At 70.2% G+C, this 15,606-nt stretch carries 17 protein-coding genes; 11 read left to right on the top strand and 6 right to left on the bottom strand.

The genetic code is table 11. The features are described from left to right. Window positions 1-68: 68 nt before the first annotated feature. Window positions 69-1,508: an NADH-quinone oxidoreductase subunit M gene (locus ACFFGY_RS08200; protein ID WP_377044037.1), complete on the bottom strand. Its 1,440-nt coding sequence runs from the start codon at window positions 1,506-1,508 to the stop codon at window positions 69-71. Between ACFFGY_RS08200 and ACFFGY_RS08195 the strand changes: the two genes are divergently transcribed. Next, the gene (locus tag ACFFGY_RS08195) at window positions 1,411-1,701 is read left to right on the top strand and encodes a hypothetical protein (protein ID WP_377044040.1); all 291 of its coding nucleotides are present in this window, start codon (window positions 1,411-1,413) and stop codon (window positions 1,699-1,701) included. The two genes, ACFFGY_RS08200 and ACFFGY_RS08195, sit on opposite strands and share 98 nt — an antisense overlap. A 413-nt stretch (window positions 1,702-2,114) precedes the next feature. Here ACFFGY_RS08195 and ACFFGY_RS08190 read toward each other — a convergent pair whose 3' ends face one another. Together ACFFGY_RS08190 and ACFFGY_RS08185 are read right to left on the bottom strand one after the other, a co-directional pair. Beyond that, the gene (locus ACFFGY_RS08190; protein WP_377043971.1) at window positions 2,115-2,891 is read right to left on the bottom strand and encodes a class II aldolase/adducin family protein; all 777 of its coding nucleotides are present in this window, start codon (window positions 2,889-2,891) and stop codon (window positions 2,115-2,117) included. A gap of 5 nt (window positions 2,892-2,896) precedes the next feature. After that, window positions 2,897-3,844: a 2-hydroxyacid dehydrogenase gene (locus ACFFGY_RS08185; RefSeq protein WP_377043970.1), complete on the bottom strand. Its 948-nt coding sequence runs from the start codon at window positions 3,842-3,844 to the stop codon at window positions 2,897-2,899. Between the two features lie 276 nt (window positions 3,845-4,120). On the opposite strand from ACFFGY_RS08185, the gene ACFFGY_RS08180 reads away from it, so the two are divergent. The 3 genes from ACFFGY_RS08180 to cuyB all read left to right on the top strand — a co-directional run bounded on the left by ACFFGY_RS08180 (window position 4,121) and on the right by cuyB (window position 5,873). Beyond that, window positions 4,121-4,516 carry a hypothetical protein gene (locus tag ACFFGY_RS08180; protein ID WP_377043969.1) on the top strand — a complete coding sequence of 132 codons (396 nt, stop codon included), beginning with the start codon at window positions 4,121-4,123 and terminating at the stop codon, window positions 4,514-4,516. Continuing rightward, complete coding sequence (locus tag ACFFGY_RS08175; protein WP_377044036.1) at window positions 4,513-5,070, top strand: YdcF family protein; 558 nt, start codon at window positions 4,513-4,515, stop codon at window positions 5,068-5,070. The genes ACFFGY_RS08180 and ACFFGY_RS08175 overlap by 4 nt, the downstream gene beginning before the upstream one ends. An 83-nt stretch (window positions 5,071-5,153) precedes the next feature. After that, the gene (cuyB, locus tag ACFFGY_RS08170; protein ID WP_377043968.1) at window positions 5,154-5,873 is read left to right on the top strand and encodes a cysteate racemase; all 720 of its coding nucleotides are present in this window, start codon (window positions 5,154-5,156) and stop codon (window positions 5,871-5,873) included. On the opposite strand, the gene ACFFGY_RS08165 is transcribed toward cuyB, so the two are convergent. Beyond that, the gene (locus tag ACFFGY_RS08165) at window positions 5,854-6,489 is read right to left on the bottom strand and encodes a hypothetical protein (RefSeq protein WP_377043967.1); all 636 of its coding nucleotides are present in this window, start codon (window positions 6,487-6,489) and stop codon (window positions 5,854-5,856) included. The two genes, cuyB and ACFFGY_RS08165, sit on opposite strands and share 20 nt — an antisense overlap. Window positions 6,490-6,572: 83 nt before the next feature. Then, complete coding sequence (locus ACFFGY_RS08160) at window positions 6,573-6,812, bottom strand: hypothetical protein (protein ID WP_377043966.1); 240 nt, start codon at window positions 6,810-6,812, stop codon at window positions 6,573-6,575. A 360-nt stretch (window positions 6,813-7,172) separates the two neighbouring features. On the opposite strand from ACFFGY_RS08160, the gene ACFFGY_RS08155 reads away from it, so the two are divergent. Continuing rightward, complete coding sequence (locus ACFFGY_RS08155) at window positions 7,173-8,462, top strand: NAD(P)/FAD-dependent oxidoreductase (protein ID WP_377043965.1); 1,290 nt, start codon at window positions 7,173-7,175, stop codon at window positions 8,460-8,462. Window positions 8,463-8,599: 137 nt separating this feature from the next. Here the strand turns inward: ACFFGY_RS08155 and ACFFGY_RS08150 are convergent, their stop codons facing one another. Then, entirely contained in the window at window positions 8,600-9,607 is a 1,008-nt protein-coding gene (locus tag ACFFGY_RS08150) for a mitochondrial fission ELM1 family protein (protein ID WP_377043964.1), read from the bottom strand. 51 nt (window positions 9,608-9,658) lie between these two features. Here ACFFGY_RS08150 and ACFFGY_RS08145 point away from each other — a divergent pair, with 51 nt between their 5' ends. From ACFFGY_RS08145 to ACFFGY_RS08120, 6 genes are all read left to right on the top strand, one after another. Next, on the top strand, window positions 9,659-10,390 hold the full coding sequence (locus ACFFGY_RS08145) for an orotate phosphoribosyltransferase (RefSeq protein ID WP_377043963.1): 732 nt from the start codon (window positions 9,659-9,661) through the stop codon (window positions 10,388-10,390). Window positions 10,391-10,556: 166 nt separating this feature from the next. After that, window positions 10,557-11,345, top strand: a complete 789-nt coding sequence (locus ACFFGY_RS08140) for a class II glutamine amidotransferase (protein ID WP_377043962.1) — start codon at window positions 10,557-10,559, stop codon at window positions 11,343-11,345. A 134-nt stretch (window positions 11,346-11,479) separates the two neighbouring features. Beyond that, on the top strand, window positions 11,480-11,695 hold the full coding sequence (locus tag ACFFGY_RS08135; RefSeq protein WP_377043961.1) for a hypothetical protein: 216 nt from the start codon (window positions 11,480-11,482) through the stop codon (window positions 11,693-11,695). An 86-nt stretch (window positions 11,696-11,781) separates the two neighbouring features. Next, a complete protein-coding gene (locus ACFFGY_RS08130) occupies window positions 11,782-13,176 on the top strand; it encodes an aspartate aminotransferase family protein (protein WP_377043960.1) in 1,395 nt (464 codons plus the stop codon). Continuing rightward, the gene (locus tag ACFFGY_RS08125) at window positions 13,173-14,363 is read left to right on the top strand and encodes an O-antigen ligase family protein (RefSeq protein ID WP_377043959.1); all 1,191 of its coding nucleotides are present in this window, start codon (window positions 13,173-13,175) and stop codon (window positions 14,361-14,363) included. Before ACFFGY_RS08130 ends, ACFFGY_RS08125 begins: the two co-directional genes overlap by 4 nt. Continuing rightward, a complete protein-coding gene (locus ACFFGY_RS08120; protein WP_377043958.1) occupies window positions 14,360-15,598 on the top strand; it encodes a hypothetical protein in 1,239 nt (412 codons plus the stop codon). Before ACFFGY_RS08125 ends, ACFFGY_RS08120 begins: the two co-directional genes overlap by 4 nt. The last annotated feature ends 8 nt before the right edge of the window (window positions 15,599-15,606 follow it).

The following is a 15,606-nucleotide window of genomic DNA, read 5'->3' as shown; positions in this document are numbered from 1 at the left end:
CCCGGCCGTGCGGGAGTTGAGAGCCGGGCCCCCGCCCATGGACGGGCGGCGGGGGCCCGACCAGGGCCTCAGGGCTGCAGGATGCCCGGGATGCTGGCCTGGAAGAACTGCAGGAACGAGGCCGGGTGCAGGCCCATCCAGATCGTCACCAGTACGAGCGGCACGAACATCAGGCGCTCGCGGACCGAAAGGTCCAGCAGGCCCCTCACCTCGTCACGCGTGATGCGGCTGAACACCACCAGGCGGTACAGGCGCAGCATGTAGGCGGCACCGAGCACCATGCTGCTCGCCGCGCCCAGGGCCACCCAGGGGCTCAGCTTCCAGGCGCCCACGATCACCAGGAACTCACCCGGGAAGGAGGCGGTGCCCGGAAGGGCCATGGTCGCCATGGTGAAGATCATGGCCACCACGGAGAAGGCCGGCATCACCTTGGCCAGGCCGCCGAAGTCGCCGATCTGGCGGGTGTTCATCCGGTCCTGCAGCACGCCGATGCACAGGAAGGTGGCGCCCGAAACGATGCCGTGCGCCAGCATCTGCAGCAGCGCGCCCGACACGCCCTGGAGGTTGTTGGAGAAGATGCCGATGGTCGCGATGCCCATATGGGCGATCGAGGAATAGGCGACGACCTTCTTCATGTCCTGCTGGGTCAGGGCGATCAGGCTCGTATACACCACCGCGATCACGGCCAGGGTGAGCACGTAGGGCGTGAAGGTCTGCGTCGCGTCGGGCAGCAGCGGGATGGTGAAGCGCAGGAAGCCGTAGGAGCCCATGTTGACCATGACGCCGCCCAGCATGATGGAGCCGGCGGTGGGCGCCTCGGCATAGGCGTCAGGCTGCCAGGTGTGGATGGGCCACATCGGCATCTTCACGGCGAAGGCGGCGAAGAAGGCCAGGAACATCCAGATCTGCGTCGCATGGGGCAGCTGCAGCTGCTGCAGCGCCGGCAGGTCGGTGGTGCCGGCTTCGAGCCACAGCGCCAGAACCGCCAGCAGCATCAGCACCGCGCCGGCCAGCGTGTAAAGGAACAGCTTGAAGGCCGCCTGGACCCGACGCTGCCCGCCCCAGATCCCGATGATCAGGAAGGCCGGGATCAGCGCCGCCTCGAAGAACACGTAGAACAGCATGAGGTCCAGCGCCGCGAAGACGCCGATCATGATCATCTCCAGCAGCAGGAAGGCGATCATGTACTCGCGCAGGCGGCTCTGGACGGAGTTCCACGAGGCCAGGATGCACACCGGCGTCAGGAAGGCCGTCAGCACCACGAACAGCACCGAGATACCGTCCACGCCCATGTGGTAGGTCAGGCCGATCTGCGGCATCCAGCGGGTGTGTTCCTCGAACTGGTAGCCCCCGAGCGACTTGTCGAAGCCGAACCAGAGGATCGAGGACAGGGCCAGGACCACGAGGCTCGTGGAGAGTGCCATCACCCGGATCTTGGATCGGAGCTGCTCTCCTTCTCCGCGCAGAAAGAAAATACCTGCCGCACCGATCAGCGGCAGAAAAGTCATCAGCGATAAGAGCGGAAAATCCGTTATGTCCATGGCGGCACCTCGCGAGTTGCGGAAGCAACTGCCCAACCTTGCAGGTTCTGGCAAAGGCAAGTCATGCAGCCTTGCCGTGCTGGATCGTAATAGCTCCGACCCAAAAAAGTCTTTACACTTCCGCGCCAATTCCGCGGCGCATGTAACCGTCAGTGTCTGAGCGGAAATTGGACGGGTCGAGCACCGGGCGGAAATGGTGGATACCAGATTTCGCCGCCGCCACAAAGACTTAGGTCTTATACATCAATTCATGTAGCATATAGAGTAATAGCCTTGTCATTGCGAATTTGGAATTAATGGATTATCATCCATATTCCTCCGGAAGGTGGGCGCGAGCCTTGTGTGCCCGGATCGCCAGAAAAGCATCGGCCCCGAAACTTTCGCTGTTCTGGGGCATGGGAAAAAGGCTGTCACGCAGCACGGATAATCGTTTGGTATGATCGAGGATCAAACGCTTTTTGCGTTGTGACCGGGCGCGGAATTAACCGGCAGACAGGTTCCGCAGAAAAGAACACGCTGCCGTTCGGCAATGCGCCGCCGGGCGGGCACGACCCTGCCCTCCCGGCAGGCGCTTCAGTCCCGATAGTCCGGCTGTTCACGGTCGAGCTTGCGGCGCATGGCCTGCCACAGCAGCCAGCCCTGGGTCGGGCTGTCGGGAGACTGGGCCCGGGCGCGCTCCACCACCTCGGGTGGCGGCAGCGACAGGGTGGCGCCGGTGCTCAGCGCCGCCACCTGGATGCGGCAGGCCTGCTCCAGGTAGTACATCCAGTAAAAGGCCTCGGCGACGGTGCGGCCGGCGGTGAGCAGCCCGTGGTTGCGCAGGATCATGCAGGGCCGGTCACCCATGTCGCGCACCAGCCGCTCGCGCTCGCTGAGGTTGTCGTCGTCGGCCACGCCCTCGTAGTCGTGGGTGGCGACCCGGCCGTGGAACTCGGTGCTGATCTGGTTGACCGGCAGCAGGCCGCCCTCCAGCGCCGCCACGGTCATGCCAGCCAGCGTGTGCGTGTGCATCACGCACTGTGCCCGCGGGTTGCCCAGGTGCAGCGCCGAGTGGATCACGAAGCCGGCCGGGTTTACCGGCCAGGCGGTAGGCTGCGCAGGCTCACCCGCCGCATCCACCAGCACGAGCGAGGAGGCCGTGATCTCCTCGAACAGCAGGCCGTAAGGGTTCACCAGGAAGAGGTGGCTGCCGCCGGGCCCCGGAACGCGCACCGAAAGGTGGGTGTAGACCGTGTCGGTCATGCCGTGCAGCGCGATGAGGCGATAGGCCGCGGCCAGGTCTTCGCGCAGCTCACGCTCGGTGGACTGGTGGTTCGGATCGGGTTTGACGGGTGGGGTGGGAAGCGCCATGGATCTCAGTAGCCTCGCTTGGCGTCGAACAGGTTAGGCAACGTGCCGCCGCCTTCGTGCGACGCGATCGCCTCGGCGACGTAGCGCACGCGTTCCCGCCGGCTGGCCAGCGAGGCCAGGTGCGGCGTGACCGTGATCTTGGGGTGGCGCCACAGCGGATGGTTGTCCGGCAGAGGCTCGCGCTCGAAGACGTCCAGCACGGCGCTGTCGATCTGCCCGTCGTCGAGCGCCGCCAGCAGGTCGTCCATCACCAGGTGGCTGCCGCGCCCGACATTCACGACCTGGGCGCCGCGCGGCATCCGGTTGAGCAGGTCTCGGTTGATGATGCCCACGGTCTCGGGCGTGGAAGGAAGCAGGCACACCAGGATGTCGGTTTCCTGCAGGAAGGCATCCATCTCCTCCGCGCCCGCGAAGGAGCGCACGCCCGGGACCTCCTTGCGCGACCGCGACCAGCCCGAAACCGGAAAGCCGATGGCGCCCAGCATCCGGGCCGTGGCGGCGCCGAGATTGCCCATGCCCATGATGCCGACCCGACGTTCCGGGGCGGTACTGGACGTCTGGAAGTGGTCCCAGTGCGCCTGTTCCTGTCCCAGCGCCATCCGGCGCGCGCCGCGCAGGAGGGACAGGCAGCACCAGCTCACGAACTCGGCCATGCGCCGCGCGGTCTCGGTGCCGCCCATGCGGACCAGCGGCAGGTGGGCGGGCCATTCGGGGTCGCCCACGATGTTGTCCACCCCGGCCGCGGAAGAGAAGATCACGCGAAGGTTGGGGTAGTTCTTCAGCCGCCCGTGCTCCGGGTCCCAGACCAGGACGTAGTGGACATCCTCCGCCGCCACGGTGGGGTCGTCCCACCAGCGGACGTCGAGGCGCGGGTCCACGGCGCGGAAGTCCTCGCGCCAGCCGGGCAGGCTTTCCTCGCCACCCGATTTCACCAGTATGATCAAAGGAACCACCCCCGCTCCGCCGGACCACCGGCCCGACGCCGTCACGCCGCCCGCGCTCTTCCCGCCCACCGCCGGGCGCGCTTCCTGCGCCGGCATGGATTCCGGGACGGGCGGCCTCTGAAAGGGGGCGGCGCATTCCATAACGCCTGGGCGCGCGCTGTCCACCACCGGCACGTGACTGCACGGCGAGGCTGAACCTCTGGCCGTCAGCGTCGTTGCTCCTATGAGCGACAGGGTTGGAGCGATCCGGCACCCGTCACGAGACAACGTTGGAGGAGCAAGGCAATGCCCGCAGACGACACCACCGACCAGAACCTCCTGGCGCCGAAGGTCAAGACGCCGGACCAGCATGTCGAAAAGTCGGTCATGGACACCTTTCCCGCCAGCGACCCGGTGGGAACCAACGACACCGCCGGCGCGCGCGCGGCGCCGCCCAGCGAGATGCTGACCCACCATAACCAGGAGCCGCTGCCGGATGGCCTGCGGCTGAGCTTCGGCTTTCCCGATCGCGAAACCGCCAAGCTGGCGATGGAGCAGGCAGTCCGCGCCGGCGAGGTCGAGGACAGCCGCGCCCAGCTGGACACCGATGGTGGCGAGGCGATGCTGCATGTCGAGGTCACCCCGTCCTCGGCCGATCGCGTGAAGGACCTGCTGATCAAGGCCGGCGGGCACGAGCACTGACCAGGCGCCGGCCGAGCCCGCGCTCCCGCGCCGCCATCGTCATCTTCGGCGCAGCGGTGCGGCCGGACGGATCGCCCAGCCAGACGCTGCGCCGCCGGGTTGAGGCGGCGGCGCAGTTCGGAAAGCGACTCGCGCCACCCCCGCTCTTCGTGCCGACCGGGGCACGAGGGCGGCATGGGCCGACGGAGGCCAGCGTCATGGCCGAGCTCCTGGCGGGCCACGGCGTCGGGCGCGACGCCATCCTGGAAGAGCCGACCGGCACGGACACCCTCTCCTCGGCGCGCGCGGTGGCACGGCTGCTGCGCCGCTGGGCGGGGCCTATCTACGCGGTGTCGTCCGGCTATCACCTCCCTCGCTGCGTCACGGTGTTGCGGCTGCTCGGCGTCGCGGCGCGCGCCGGCCCCTCGCCCCGGACCGGCGCCGGCTTCCCGGAATGGCGCTGGCGTCTGCGGGAAGCGCCCGCCCTGCCCTACGACGCCCTTCTCGCCGCCTGGCACCGCCTCCGCGGCCAGGTTGCGGAGCCCGGAGACGCGGCTGGTCCGCGTCCCGGCTGAACGAGAGCCCCCTCCGCACGGCCTGGCCCTTCCACGCCGCCCGGCATTGTGCTTCGAGGCGAGCGGATCATGGCGGAGTAGGGATGATGTTGGGGATCCTGGGCGGCATGGGGCCCTTGGCCGGGGCGCAGTTCCTGCTGCGGCTGACGCTGCTGACACCGGCTGAGCGGGATCAGGATCACATCCCCGCCGTGCTCTGGTCCGATCCCACGGTGCCGGACCGCACCGAGGCACGGCTGCGCGGCGGCGAGGACCCCCTGCCCGCCCTGCTGCACGGGTTGCGCGGGCTCGAAGCCGCCGGCTGCCGGGCCATCGCCATTCCCTGCAACACCGCCCACGGGTGGTTCGACCAGATGCAGGCGGCCACGAGCCTGCCGATCCTGCACATCGTCGACTCGGCGGCCGAGGACCTCCGGCGCCAGTCGCTCGAGGGCGCGACAGTAGGCGTCATGGGAACCGCCGCGACCTTGGCCATGGGATTGTACCAGGAACGCTTCGGCGCCCTCGGACACGCGGTGATCACGCCCGAGGCAGGGGAGATGGCGGAACTGGTGACGCCGGGGATCGCGCTGGTGAAGAGCAACCGCGTGGCCGAGGCCTACGCGCCGCTGGCCGAGGCCGCGGCCCGGCTGATCCGCCGCGGCGCCGCGGCGGTGGTGCTGGGCTGCACCGAGATTCCGCTGGGCATCGCGGCGGGACCGACGCTGCCCTTCCCCGTGGTGGACACGATCGATGCCCTGGCCCGGGCCTCGATCCGCTGGTCCGGGCGCAGCCCGGCGGAGCTCAGTTCGCCGGCGCGTTGAAGGGCTGCGTCGCGCCGGTGGCGCTGGCCGCCGGCGCGCTGAAGGGCTGCGTGCCGCCCGAGGCGCGCAGGCAGTCGCCGTAGGCGGTGACGGCCCGGCTGGACCCGTCGAGCGGCGCGCGCCAGGTGCCCTCGTTGCCATCCAGGAAGCGGATCGTCATCAACCGCCCGCCCGCGAAGCCGGACAGGAAGCGCACCGCCGTCTCGGAGTTGGGGAACTCGGCCTCGATCACCGTTTCGCGGTTGCGGCCGGACAGGTCGCGGTCGGGTGGAGGTGCGGCGAACTGGCCGATCCACTGCGTGCGGCCGTCGACGTCGAAGGCGACGTTCATGCTGACATTGGGCGGCACCCGCCAGCTGTCGCGAAAGATCTGCACCCTGGCAGGGGTCCCGTCCGGCGCGCCGCGCACCAGGAAGCCGCGGCCGAGCAGCTGCCGGGCGATCACGCACTGGCCGCCGCCCGAAGCGACGCTGTTGTAGGAGGTGGTCCAGGAGCCGGAGCGCTGCAGGACGTGGCTGCTGCCCGAGGCCGACTGCGCGGAAGCCGTCTGCGACGCTGCCGCGGCGAGGATCAGCGACAGGGCCGTGGAGGAAACGAGAGATTTAAATCGCATCATGGCTGCCGGAGATTACGCCCGGCAAAGGCGGCGGTTTCGAGGCGGCGCGTTCCGGCCGCCACCCTCAGCCACCGCAGATCGCGTCAGTCACACTCGCAGCCGCTGGTCGGGCCCTTCTCGCCACGCACGAGGTGATGGTCCACCCACTCCGCCACGAGACGCTGCGCCTCGCTCACCGAGGCTTCCGGGTGATGGATGCGGTACAGCGTCGTGCAGGCGCGGAACGAGGACAGGTCGTCGCTGCCGCCGATCCGCAGCTCCCGATAGGCCGTCACCACGGCACGCTCGCAATTGCGGGTGATGTGGCTGAAGTCGTTGCCCATCGGATACTCCTATGCTGCGACCCGGATGAGAATCGCTCGCAACCATTTGCCAAGTTATATTCTCACCTGAATGGCTCTTCAAGTGTCGAGACGAGCGCGGCACAACCTGCCTCAGCAACGACGGCGGCTGCCGCCATGCTCACGCCGCGCAACCATGTTGCCAGTCGCGCCTTCACGGTCGGCGTTGAGGCAAACACTGCGACGCGGCTGCCCCGCGCCCGTCTGCACGCCAGCTTCGAGGCTCTAGCTATGCAGCCACGGGCATTGGCGAGAAAATGGTGCATCCACCAGAGCGTTCCAAGCTTGAATGGTAGAACCTGGAGTCACGAGCCCGCCATGACGAACAAGGGAAGCGTTGCGGTGACACCCAGGCGCGTCGTGATCGTGGGTGGTGGCGCCGCGGGGCTCGACCTCGCCACCCGGCTTTCCGGCCGGCGCGGCGGCCCGAGGCTCGACATCACTTTGGTGGATCGCAGCGGCAGCTACGTCTGGAAGCCAAGGCTGCACGAGGTCGCGGCCGGAACGCTGGATACTGCCACGGAACAGGTGTCCTACCTCGCCCATGCCAGGCGGCACGGCTTCACCTTCTGGCCAGGCATGCTCCGGGCACTCGACCGGGAGCACCGGCAGGTGACGCTGGGAACGCTGCAGAACGAGCGGGGTGAGGACACGGTCACCACGCGGCTGCCTTACGACATCCTGGTGCTGGCGATCGGCAGCCATGCCGACGACTTCCGCACGCCCGGCGTGACGGAGCACTGCCGCTTCATCGACAGCCGCGACCAGGCGGAAGCCTTCAACGTCGCGCTGCGCGAGGAGGTCATCCGCATCCTCGCCGCCCCTGACAAGCCCGAGCTGACGCTGGCCGTCGTCGGCGCCGGTGCCACCGGCACGGAACTCGCGGGCGAGATCAACCACGCGCTCGACCTCGCCTCCGGCTACGGGTTGCCCGGGTTGCGCGCGCGCCTGCGGCTGACGCTGATCGAGGCGGCACCGCGGATCCTGCCAGCCCTGCCGGAACGCGTTTCCACCGCCGCAGGCGCGGCGCTCGGGCGGCTGGGCGTCGAGGTGCTGACGGGCGATCCGGTTGCCTCGGTGGACGCCGGGGGCCTGACGCTGCGCTCCGGCCGGCGCGTCGAGGCGACACTCAAGGTTTGGGCGGCGGGCATCCGCGCGCCCGCGGTGCTGGCCGGGATCGACGGGCTGGCGACCGACCGCGCCAACCGGCTGGTGGTGACGCCGGGGCTGCAGACCACGGCGGACGAGCACATCTTCGCGCTGGGCGACTGCGCCGCGCTGACGCCGCCGGGCTCCGAGCGTCCCCTGCCCGCCACGGCGCAGGTCGCGCATCAGCAGGCAGCGCACCTGGCGAAAACGCTTCCCGAATTCCTGAACGGCAGCCCGCTCACCCCGTTCCGCTACAAGGAGCGCGGCTCGTTGGTGTCGCTGGGCGGCTACGACGCCTTCGGCAGCCTCGGGCGACTCGGGGTGCTGCCGGGCGGCTTCATCGAGGGCCGCTTCGCGCAGTTCAGCTACAACATGCTGTACCGGCAATATCAGCTCGTGGTGCACGGTCCTTGGCGCGTCCCGCTGATCTGGGCGGCCGAGGGCTTGCAGCGCCTGGCGAAGCCCAGTGTGCGGCTGAGCTGACGGGCGGCTGAACCCGGGCGAGGCGGCAGGGCTGCGCCGGCCACGGTCCACCGGCCGCCGCGCTGCCCCGGCAGTGAAGCCGTGAGGACCATCCACCGGCCACGTCAACGATGCTTCAGCGGGACCGCGCCCCGGCCTCAGCCGGCGGCGGCTCCGGTGGGAACCAGCCCGGCCTGGACGAGGAGCGCCGCCACTCGGGCACTCTCGTCCAGCGGCGCCCGATCAAAGGGCGACAGGTCGCCATCGAAGGGCCGCGCCTGCCCCGCCTCGAACAGAGTGCGATGGAGGCGGGCATGACGGCGCGCACCGCCGGCCCGGGCGACGAAGACCGGCGCCGTGGTCGCGAGCGCCTCGGAGATCATGGACACGCTGTCGCCGGTCACCACGATCCGGTCGGCCCAGGCCAGGAACCCCGCGAAAGGATTGGGTCCCGCCTCGCCCCAGCGGAACAGCCGGCCCGGCGTGTTTCCGAGGGCGGCCGCTACGGCTGCGGCGGCGGCATCGCCGGTGCGCCGGCTGGTGGACGCCAGGACGCTGCCGCCAGAGGCGCGGGCCTCGGCGGCCAGGCGCCCGGCGATGGCGGCGGCCTCGGCGGGCACCATGCCCTCGCCGCGCACGGGGCCGCCCAGCAGCAGCACGGTCCGCGGCCCCGGCAGGGCCGAGAGCGCCTCGTGGGCGGCACGTTCCCGCAGCAGCCGCTCCGGCGAAATCCGGTGGGTGGCGCCGAGCACGGGCACGACGTTGCTCGGCCAGCCGGATTTCGCCGGCAGGTCGTGCCGCCCGAGCACGAGGCGATCAAACTGTCCCGCCGCGAAGCCCGGCCGCATGCAATGCACCACGCGTGCCCCGCGCCGGCGCAGCCACAGGGCCACCGGGGCGGAGCGCCGCCCGGCCGAGAGCACCAGCGCCGGCACCTCGGTCCCCAGGGCCTCCCGCGCCCGCGGCGTCAGCCCGGCCAGCGTGGGCAATGGCCAGGGCAGGCGCGCCAGCGGCGACCATTCCAGCGTTACGGTGCGGAAGGGCTGGCCCAGGCGCTCGGCGATGCCCAGCGCCTGGGCGGCCGTGCCGGCACGGGGATCGGCCAGTACCCAGATCGGCGCCGGGCGTGTTTCCACCTGCGCGCCCGCTGGCCACGTATCGGTCATGGACGCCGCCGCGCGCGGAGGCTAACGGACGGGCAACCTGGAGAACTCAACATGACCGCCCGACACGCCTCTGACTGGGACCGCGACGCCGCGCTGACCACAGCGCGCATCCTGCTGGAGATCAAGGCGGTCAACTTCCGTCCGGAAGAGCCCTACACCTTCACTTCGGGCTGGAAGAGCCCCGTCTACATCGATTGCCGCCGGATCATCTACTTCCCGCGTGCTCGCAACAAGATCTGCGAGCTGGCGGTGGAGAAGATCGGCCGCCACATCGGCTTCGAGACCATCGAGGCGGTGGTGGGCGGCGAGACCGCCGGCATCCCCTACGCCGCCTGGATTGCGGACCGGATGATGGCGCCGATGGCCTATGTCCGGAAGAAGCCCAAGGGCTTCGGCCGCAACGCCCAGATCGAGGGCGACGTGCCCGAGGGCAAGCAGACCCTGCTGGTGGAGGACCTGACCACCGACGGCGGCTCCAAGATCCGCTTCGCCCAGGCGCTGCGCGATGCCGGCGCGATCTGCGACCACACCTTCGTGGTGTTCTTCTACGGCGTCTTCCCCGGCGCCTTCGACACCATGAAGCAGATGAACCTGAACCTGCACCACCTCTGCACCTGGTGGGACGTGCTGGAGGTCTGCCGCGAGCGCCCCTACTTCGACGAGAGCGCCCTGCGCGAGGTGCGGAAGTTCCTGGAGGATCCCGTCAGCTGGTCCGGCTCCCATGGCGGCGTGTCGAGCGCCGAGGAAGCCAAGGCCCTGATGAAGAGCAAGACGGAAGGCTAAGGATGCCGTCCGGCCGGGTCACGCGACCCGGCCGTCCGCTCACAGCGTCCAGCTACCTGTTTCCGCCTCGATACAGTAAGTTAACCGCCGGGTTTGAAGTTCCTGCTTCACACGGCTCCGGTGGGCTCCTAGGCTTCAAACCTCACATCCTCTTGAGGTCCGGCCCGTGTGTCGCTTCCTGGCCTACCGTGGCGAACCCATCCTGATGGACACGCTGGTGGCGGCGCCCTGCCACTCGTTGATCCACCAGTCGCTGCACGCCACGGAGTGCAAGACCGAGACCAACGGCGACGGCTTCGGCCTGGGCTGGTACGGTGAGCGCGAGGAGCCGGGCCTTTACCGGGAGGTGCGCCCCGCCTGGTCGGACGAGAACCTCCGCTCCATCGCCTCGCAGGTCCGCTCCCGCCTGTTCTTCGCCCATGTCCGGGCCGCCACCGGCACCGCCACCACGCGCGCCAACTGCCATCCCTACGTCCATGGCCGCTGGATGTTCATGCACAACGGCCAGATCGGCGAGTGGACGCGGGTGCGGCGGCAGGTCGAGGCGCTGATCCCGGACGCGCTCTACACCGCACGCGGCGGCACCACCGACAGCGAGGCGCTGTTCCTGGCGGCGCTGGCGAGCGGGCTCGAGCACGATCCTGTGGCGGCGGTGACGCGCACGCTGCACCAGGTCCGGCGCATCATGTCGGACCGGGGCATCGCGGCGCCGCTGCGCTTCACGGCCGCGCTGTCGGACGGCGAGAACCTTTGGGCCTTCCGCTGGGCCTGCGACGCCCGACCGCCGTCGCTCTATTTTCGCCATACCCAGGCCGGGCTCGTGCTGGTGTCGGAGCCGATCGACGAGGACCGCGCACCCTGGCAGGAAGTTCCGCGCGGCGGCGTGCTGGAGCTGCGTGGCAACGGGGCACCGGTGCTGCGGGCGATGGACGCGCCCATGCTGGCTGCTGCCTGAAGGTTCAGGGGCGCCGGGGCGAGCGCCCCTCCTGGAGCCCTGTCGGCCCGATCGGGCTCCCCACAGTTTGTCACTTGCGAATGATACGCAAGTTCTCATAGCCTGCTGCCATCAACGCGACAGGAGTGCCGGCGATGCAATGCACCCGTTCCATCGGCTTGACGGACCTCGTGGCCCTGATGGCCAGCCATCGCACCGCCGCCCCGGGCCAGGACCGGCCCGAGGCGGCGGAATTCGACCGCATCGCCGCCTACCTTCGCAACACCCGCCGCGGCGCGGCGCCGACGGCAACGGAGGAGCGTCAGCGGCGCCGGCGACTGGCAATCGGCAGCGCCGCCTCGCCCGGCTGAGAAAGCGGCGCCATCGCCGCGCCGCCACCTGTGCGCGTGGGGCAGGACGGGCGTAGAATGCCGCCTTTATCCTGGAAGGCCACGCTATGCCCCCTCGCGCCAATTCCCCCGCCGCCCGCGACGCCGCCTTCGCGCTGCATCCCTACACGGAGCACAAGGCGCATCGCGAAACCGGCTCGCTGATCATCGAGCGCGGCCAGGGCGTGCGGGTCTGGGACGAGAGCGGCAAGGAATACATCGAGGCGGTGGCCGGCCTCTGGTGCGCCTCGCTGGGCTTCAGCAACGAGCGCCTGCGCGAGGCGGCGGACCGGCAGATGCGCAAGCTGCCCTTCTACCACGCCTTCGGCGCCAAGGCGCACGAGCCGATGATCGAGCTGAGCGAGATGCTGGTGCAGCGCGCCCCGGTGCCGATGGCGCGCGCCTTTCTCGCCAACTCGGGCTCCGAGGCGAATGACAGCGCGGTCAAGATGGTCTGGTACTACAACAACGCCATCGGCCGGCCGCAGAAGAAGAAGATCATCTCGCGCCTGCGCGCCTACCACGGCGTGACGGTGGCCAGCGCTTCGCTGACCGGGCTGCCCGCGAACCACAAGCTGTTCGACCTGCCGATCGCCGGCATCTTCCACGTGTCCGCCCCGCACCATTACCACGGCGCGGAGCCCGGCGAGTCGGAGGAAGCCTTCGCCTCGCGCCTCGCCGACGAGATCGAGGCGCTGATCCTGCGCGAAGGGCCCGACACCGTGGCCGCGATGTGGGCCGAGCCGATCATGGGCGCGGGCGGCGTCGTCGTGCCGCCGCGCACCTACTTCGAGAAGGTGCAGGCCGTCCTGCGCAAGTACGACGTGCTGCTGGTGGCCGACGAGGTGATCTGCGGCTTCGGCCGGACCGGCGCCTATTGGGGCTCGCAGAGCCTCGGGATGGAGCCCGACATCCTGACCTGTGCCAAGGCGCTGAGCTCCTCCTTCCTGCCGATCTCGGGCGTGCTGGTGAACGAGCGCATCTTCGAGGGGCTGGCCGAGGGCAGCAGCCAGATCGGCACCTGGGGTCACGGCTTTACCTATTCCGGCCACCCGGTCTCCGCCGCGGTCGCGGTGGAAACGCTCAAGATCTATGACGAAATGGACGTGGCCGGGCATTCCCGGCAGGTGGGCGCGCACCTGCAGAACGAGCTGCGCCGCCGCTTCGCCGACCACCCGCTGATCGGTGAGATCCGCGGCATGGGCCTGATCGCCGCCGTCGAGATGGTCGAGGACAAGGCCACGCACCGCAACTTCGACCCTGCCCGCAAGCTGGGCGCGCGCCTGGCCAAGCTGTGCGAGGCGCACGGCGTGATCGTGCGCGGCTTGGCCAACGACGCCGTCGCCTTCTCGCCCCCGCTGATCATCACCGAGAGCGAAGTGGACGAGATGCTCGAGCGCTTCGGCGCGGCGCTGGAGGCCTTCACGGTCGAGTTGCGTCGGGAAAGCCTGTCCGTCGTTTGACCGCCTTGCGCTGGCGGTCTGCCGCCTTTCCCGTCGCGGCGGCCGCCCTGCTGGCGCCCGCGGCGGCGGTGCTGCAATCCAAGGCCATGGCGCCGCTGGCGCTGGTCTGCCTGGCGCTGTCGGTGCTGGCCTCCCGCCGGGCGACCGGCCGCTGGCCCTGGCCCGACGGGCGGATGCTGTGGGGCTGGCTGGCGCTGGCGGCGCTGGGTCTTGCCTCGTCGCTCTGGGCGCCCGAGCCGGGGCGCAGCGTCGCGACCGGGCTGCAGTTCCTGGCTATCGTCCTGCTCAGCGTCGCCGCGGCGCGCGCCGTGGCGCCGGAGGACGGCGGCGCCGTCGGGACGGCCTTGTTCTGGGGGCTGCTGCTGGGCCTGGGGCTTGCGCTGCTGGACGCCGTGACGGGCAACGCCGTGCGCCTCCTGGTGCGCGGCCTCCCCGCCGCGCGGCCCGACATCGAGTTCGGCCTCAAGCCCGCAGGCTCGGTGGCGGCGCTGCTGCTGCCGCTGCTCGTCGCGACGCCCTTTCCCCGCCCGGTGCGGCTGGCGGCGCTGGCGGCCTGCGTCCTGGCGGTGGTGCTGCTGCCGGGCGACACGGCCAAGATCGCGGCCCTGCTGGGGGCCGCCGTGGCGGTCCTGGCGCGGCGGCTGCGGCTGCGGCGGCTCATCGCGGCGGGACTGGTCGCCGGCTTCCTCATCGCGCCTTTCCTCGGCGCGATGCTGGGCCGGCCCTCCGTCGTGGCGCACCTGCCGATCTCGGCGGTGCACCGCATCCTGATCTGGGATTTCGCGCATCAGCGCGCCGCGGAGCGCCCGCTGCTCGGCTGGGGCCTGGAAGCGAGCCGCGTGATCCCCGGCGGCCATGGTGGCGTGCCCGCCGAGAACCTTGATCGCATCGGCGAGACACGCCCTGAGGCGCGCGCCTTCTTCGCGCGCGACGATGTCGAGCTGCTGCCGCTGCATCCGCATGACGGTCCGCTGCAGCTGCAGCTCGAGCTGGGTTGGGTGGGACTGCTGCTGGCCACGATGCTCGTGGCCGCGCTGGCGCTGCGCGCGCCGGGGCCGGCCGCGCTGGGGGTGCTCGCCTCGGGCGCCGTCACCTTCCTGTTCTCCTTCGGCGTCTGGCAGCCCTGGTGGCTGGCGACGCAGGGGCTCGCCTTTGCCCTGGTGGCATCGCTGGAGAAACGTGCATGAGCGAGCTTGCCGAGGCGAACGCCGTGGCCCGCGTGGAAGGCCTCACCGTCCGCTTCAACCGCCACAACGGGCTGTTGCAGATGGGGCTGCGGCTGCTCACCGATCAGCCGCCCGAGGCATTGCACGGTGAGATGCGGGCGCTGCGTCCCCTGAGCAATGCCCGGGTGGAGATCCTGCCCGGCGCGCCCGGGCAGCTGCGCGTGGAAGGCACCGCCGTGCTGCCGCCGGGGATGGCGCCTTCCGAGCTGCGCCTGCTCCTCGCCGCGGGCAAGGAGCCACTGCTGGCCGTCGCGACCGGCGAGGTGATCGAGGACCGCGCCGACCTCGTCAGCCTGGAGCCCACCGGGGACGGCGCGGTGGCGCAGGCCTGGAGCGATCCGGGGATCGCCACGCAGCTCTGGGTCGATCACCGGCTGGAAGGCATGATCAAGGCGTCGCCCGGCCTCCTGCGGACGCGGCTGCCGATCCGCCCGAACAGCATCGCCGTGTCGGCGGACGGGCGTCGGGGCCTGCCGACCAACCCGCTGGGTGGCTGGCTCGCCGCGCCGGAGGCCCGCGACGGGCGCCTCGATGCACTGCGCGACCGCCACGCTGGGGCCACGGCCTGGCTGATCGGCAACGGCCCCTCGGTCCGGCCGGAGGATCTGGACGCGCTGCGCGGGCAGCTCTGCTTCGGCTTCAACCGCCTGCACTTGGCCTATGGCGGCACATCGCTGCGGCCCCGCTACACCTTCAGCGGGGATGGCCAGATGATCGCCGACTTCGGCGAGGAAATCGTGGCGGAGGCCGGGGGAACCGTGTTCCTGGCCACCGAGTCCAGGCCCGCAATCCCCGGTGAGTGGATCTGGTTGCGGCAGCTTTCGATCTGGCCACCGCTCTTCTCGCTCGATCCCGGCCGGGTCGTGGGGGCCGGCGGCTCCTCGCTCTTCGCGGCGATGCAGGTAGCCTGGTGGATGGGCGTGCGGCGCTTCGTCTTCTACGGCATCGACTTCTCGTTCCACGGCGTAGAGCCCGGGCTGGACGGTCTGGCCACGGCCGAGGGCAACCACTTCATCCCCGGCTATCGCAGCGGCCGCCCCTGGATCCCGCCCTCCTGGCGCGACATCTGCTCGGCCTTCCTGCTGGCCCGGCGCCTCGCGGAAGCGGAAGGCGGCTGGGTGCGCAACGCCACGCGCGGGGGACAGCTCGAAATCTTTCCGCGCATCCGCTTCGAGGACGCGCTGCGGCTGGGCTGAGGCCGGGG

Origin of the sequence: Roseomonas elaeocarpi, from assembly GCF_042433915.1 — a bacterium.
GTDB classification, from domain to species: domain Bacteria; phylum Pseudomonadota; class Alphaproteobacteria; order Acetobacterales; family Acetobacteraceae; genus Roseomonas; species Roseomonas elaeocarpi.
The sequence above is the reverse complement of the archived record's forward strand: the minus strand, read 5'-3'. Positions and strand labels throughout refer to the sequence as shown.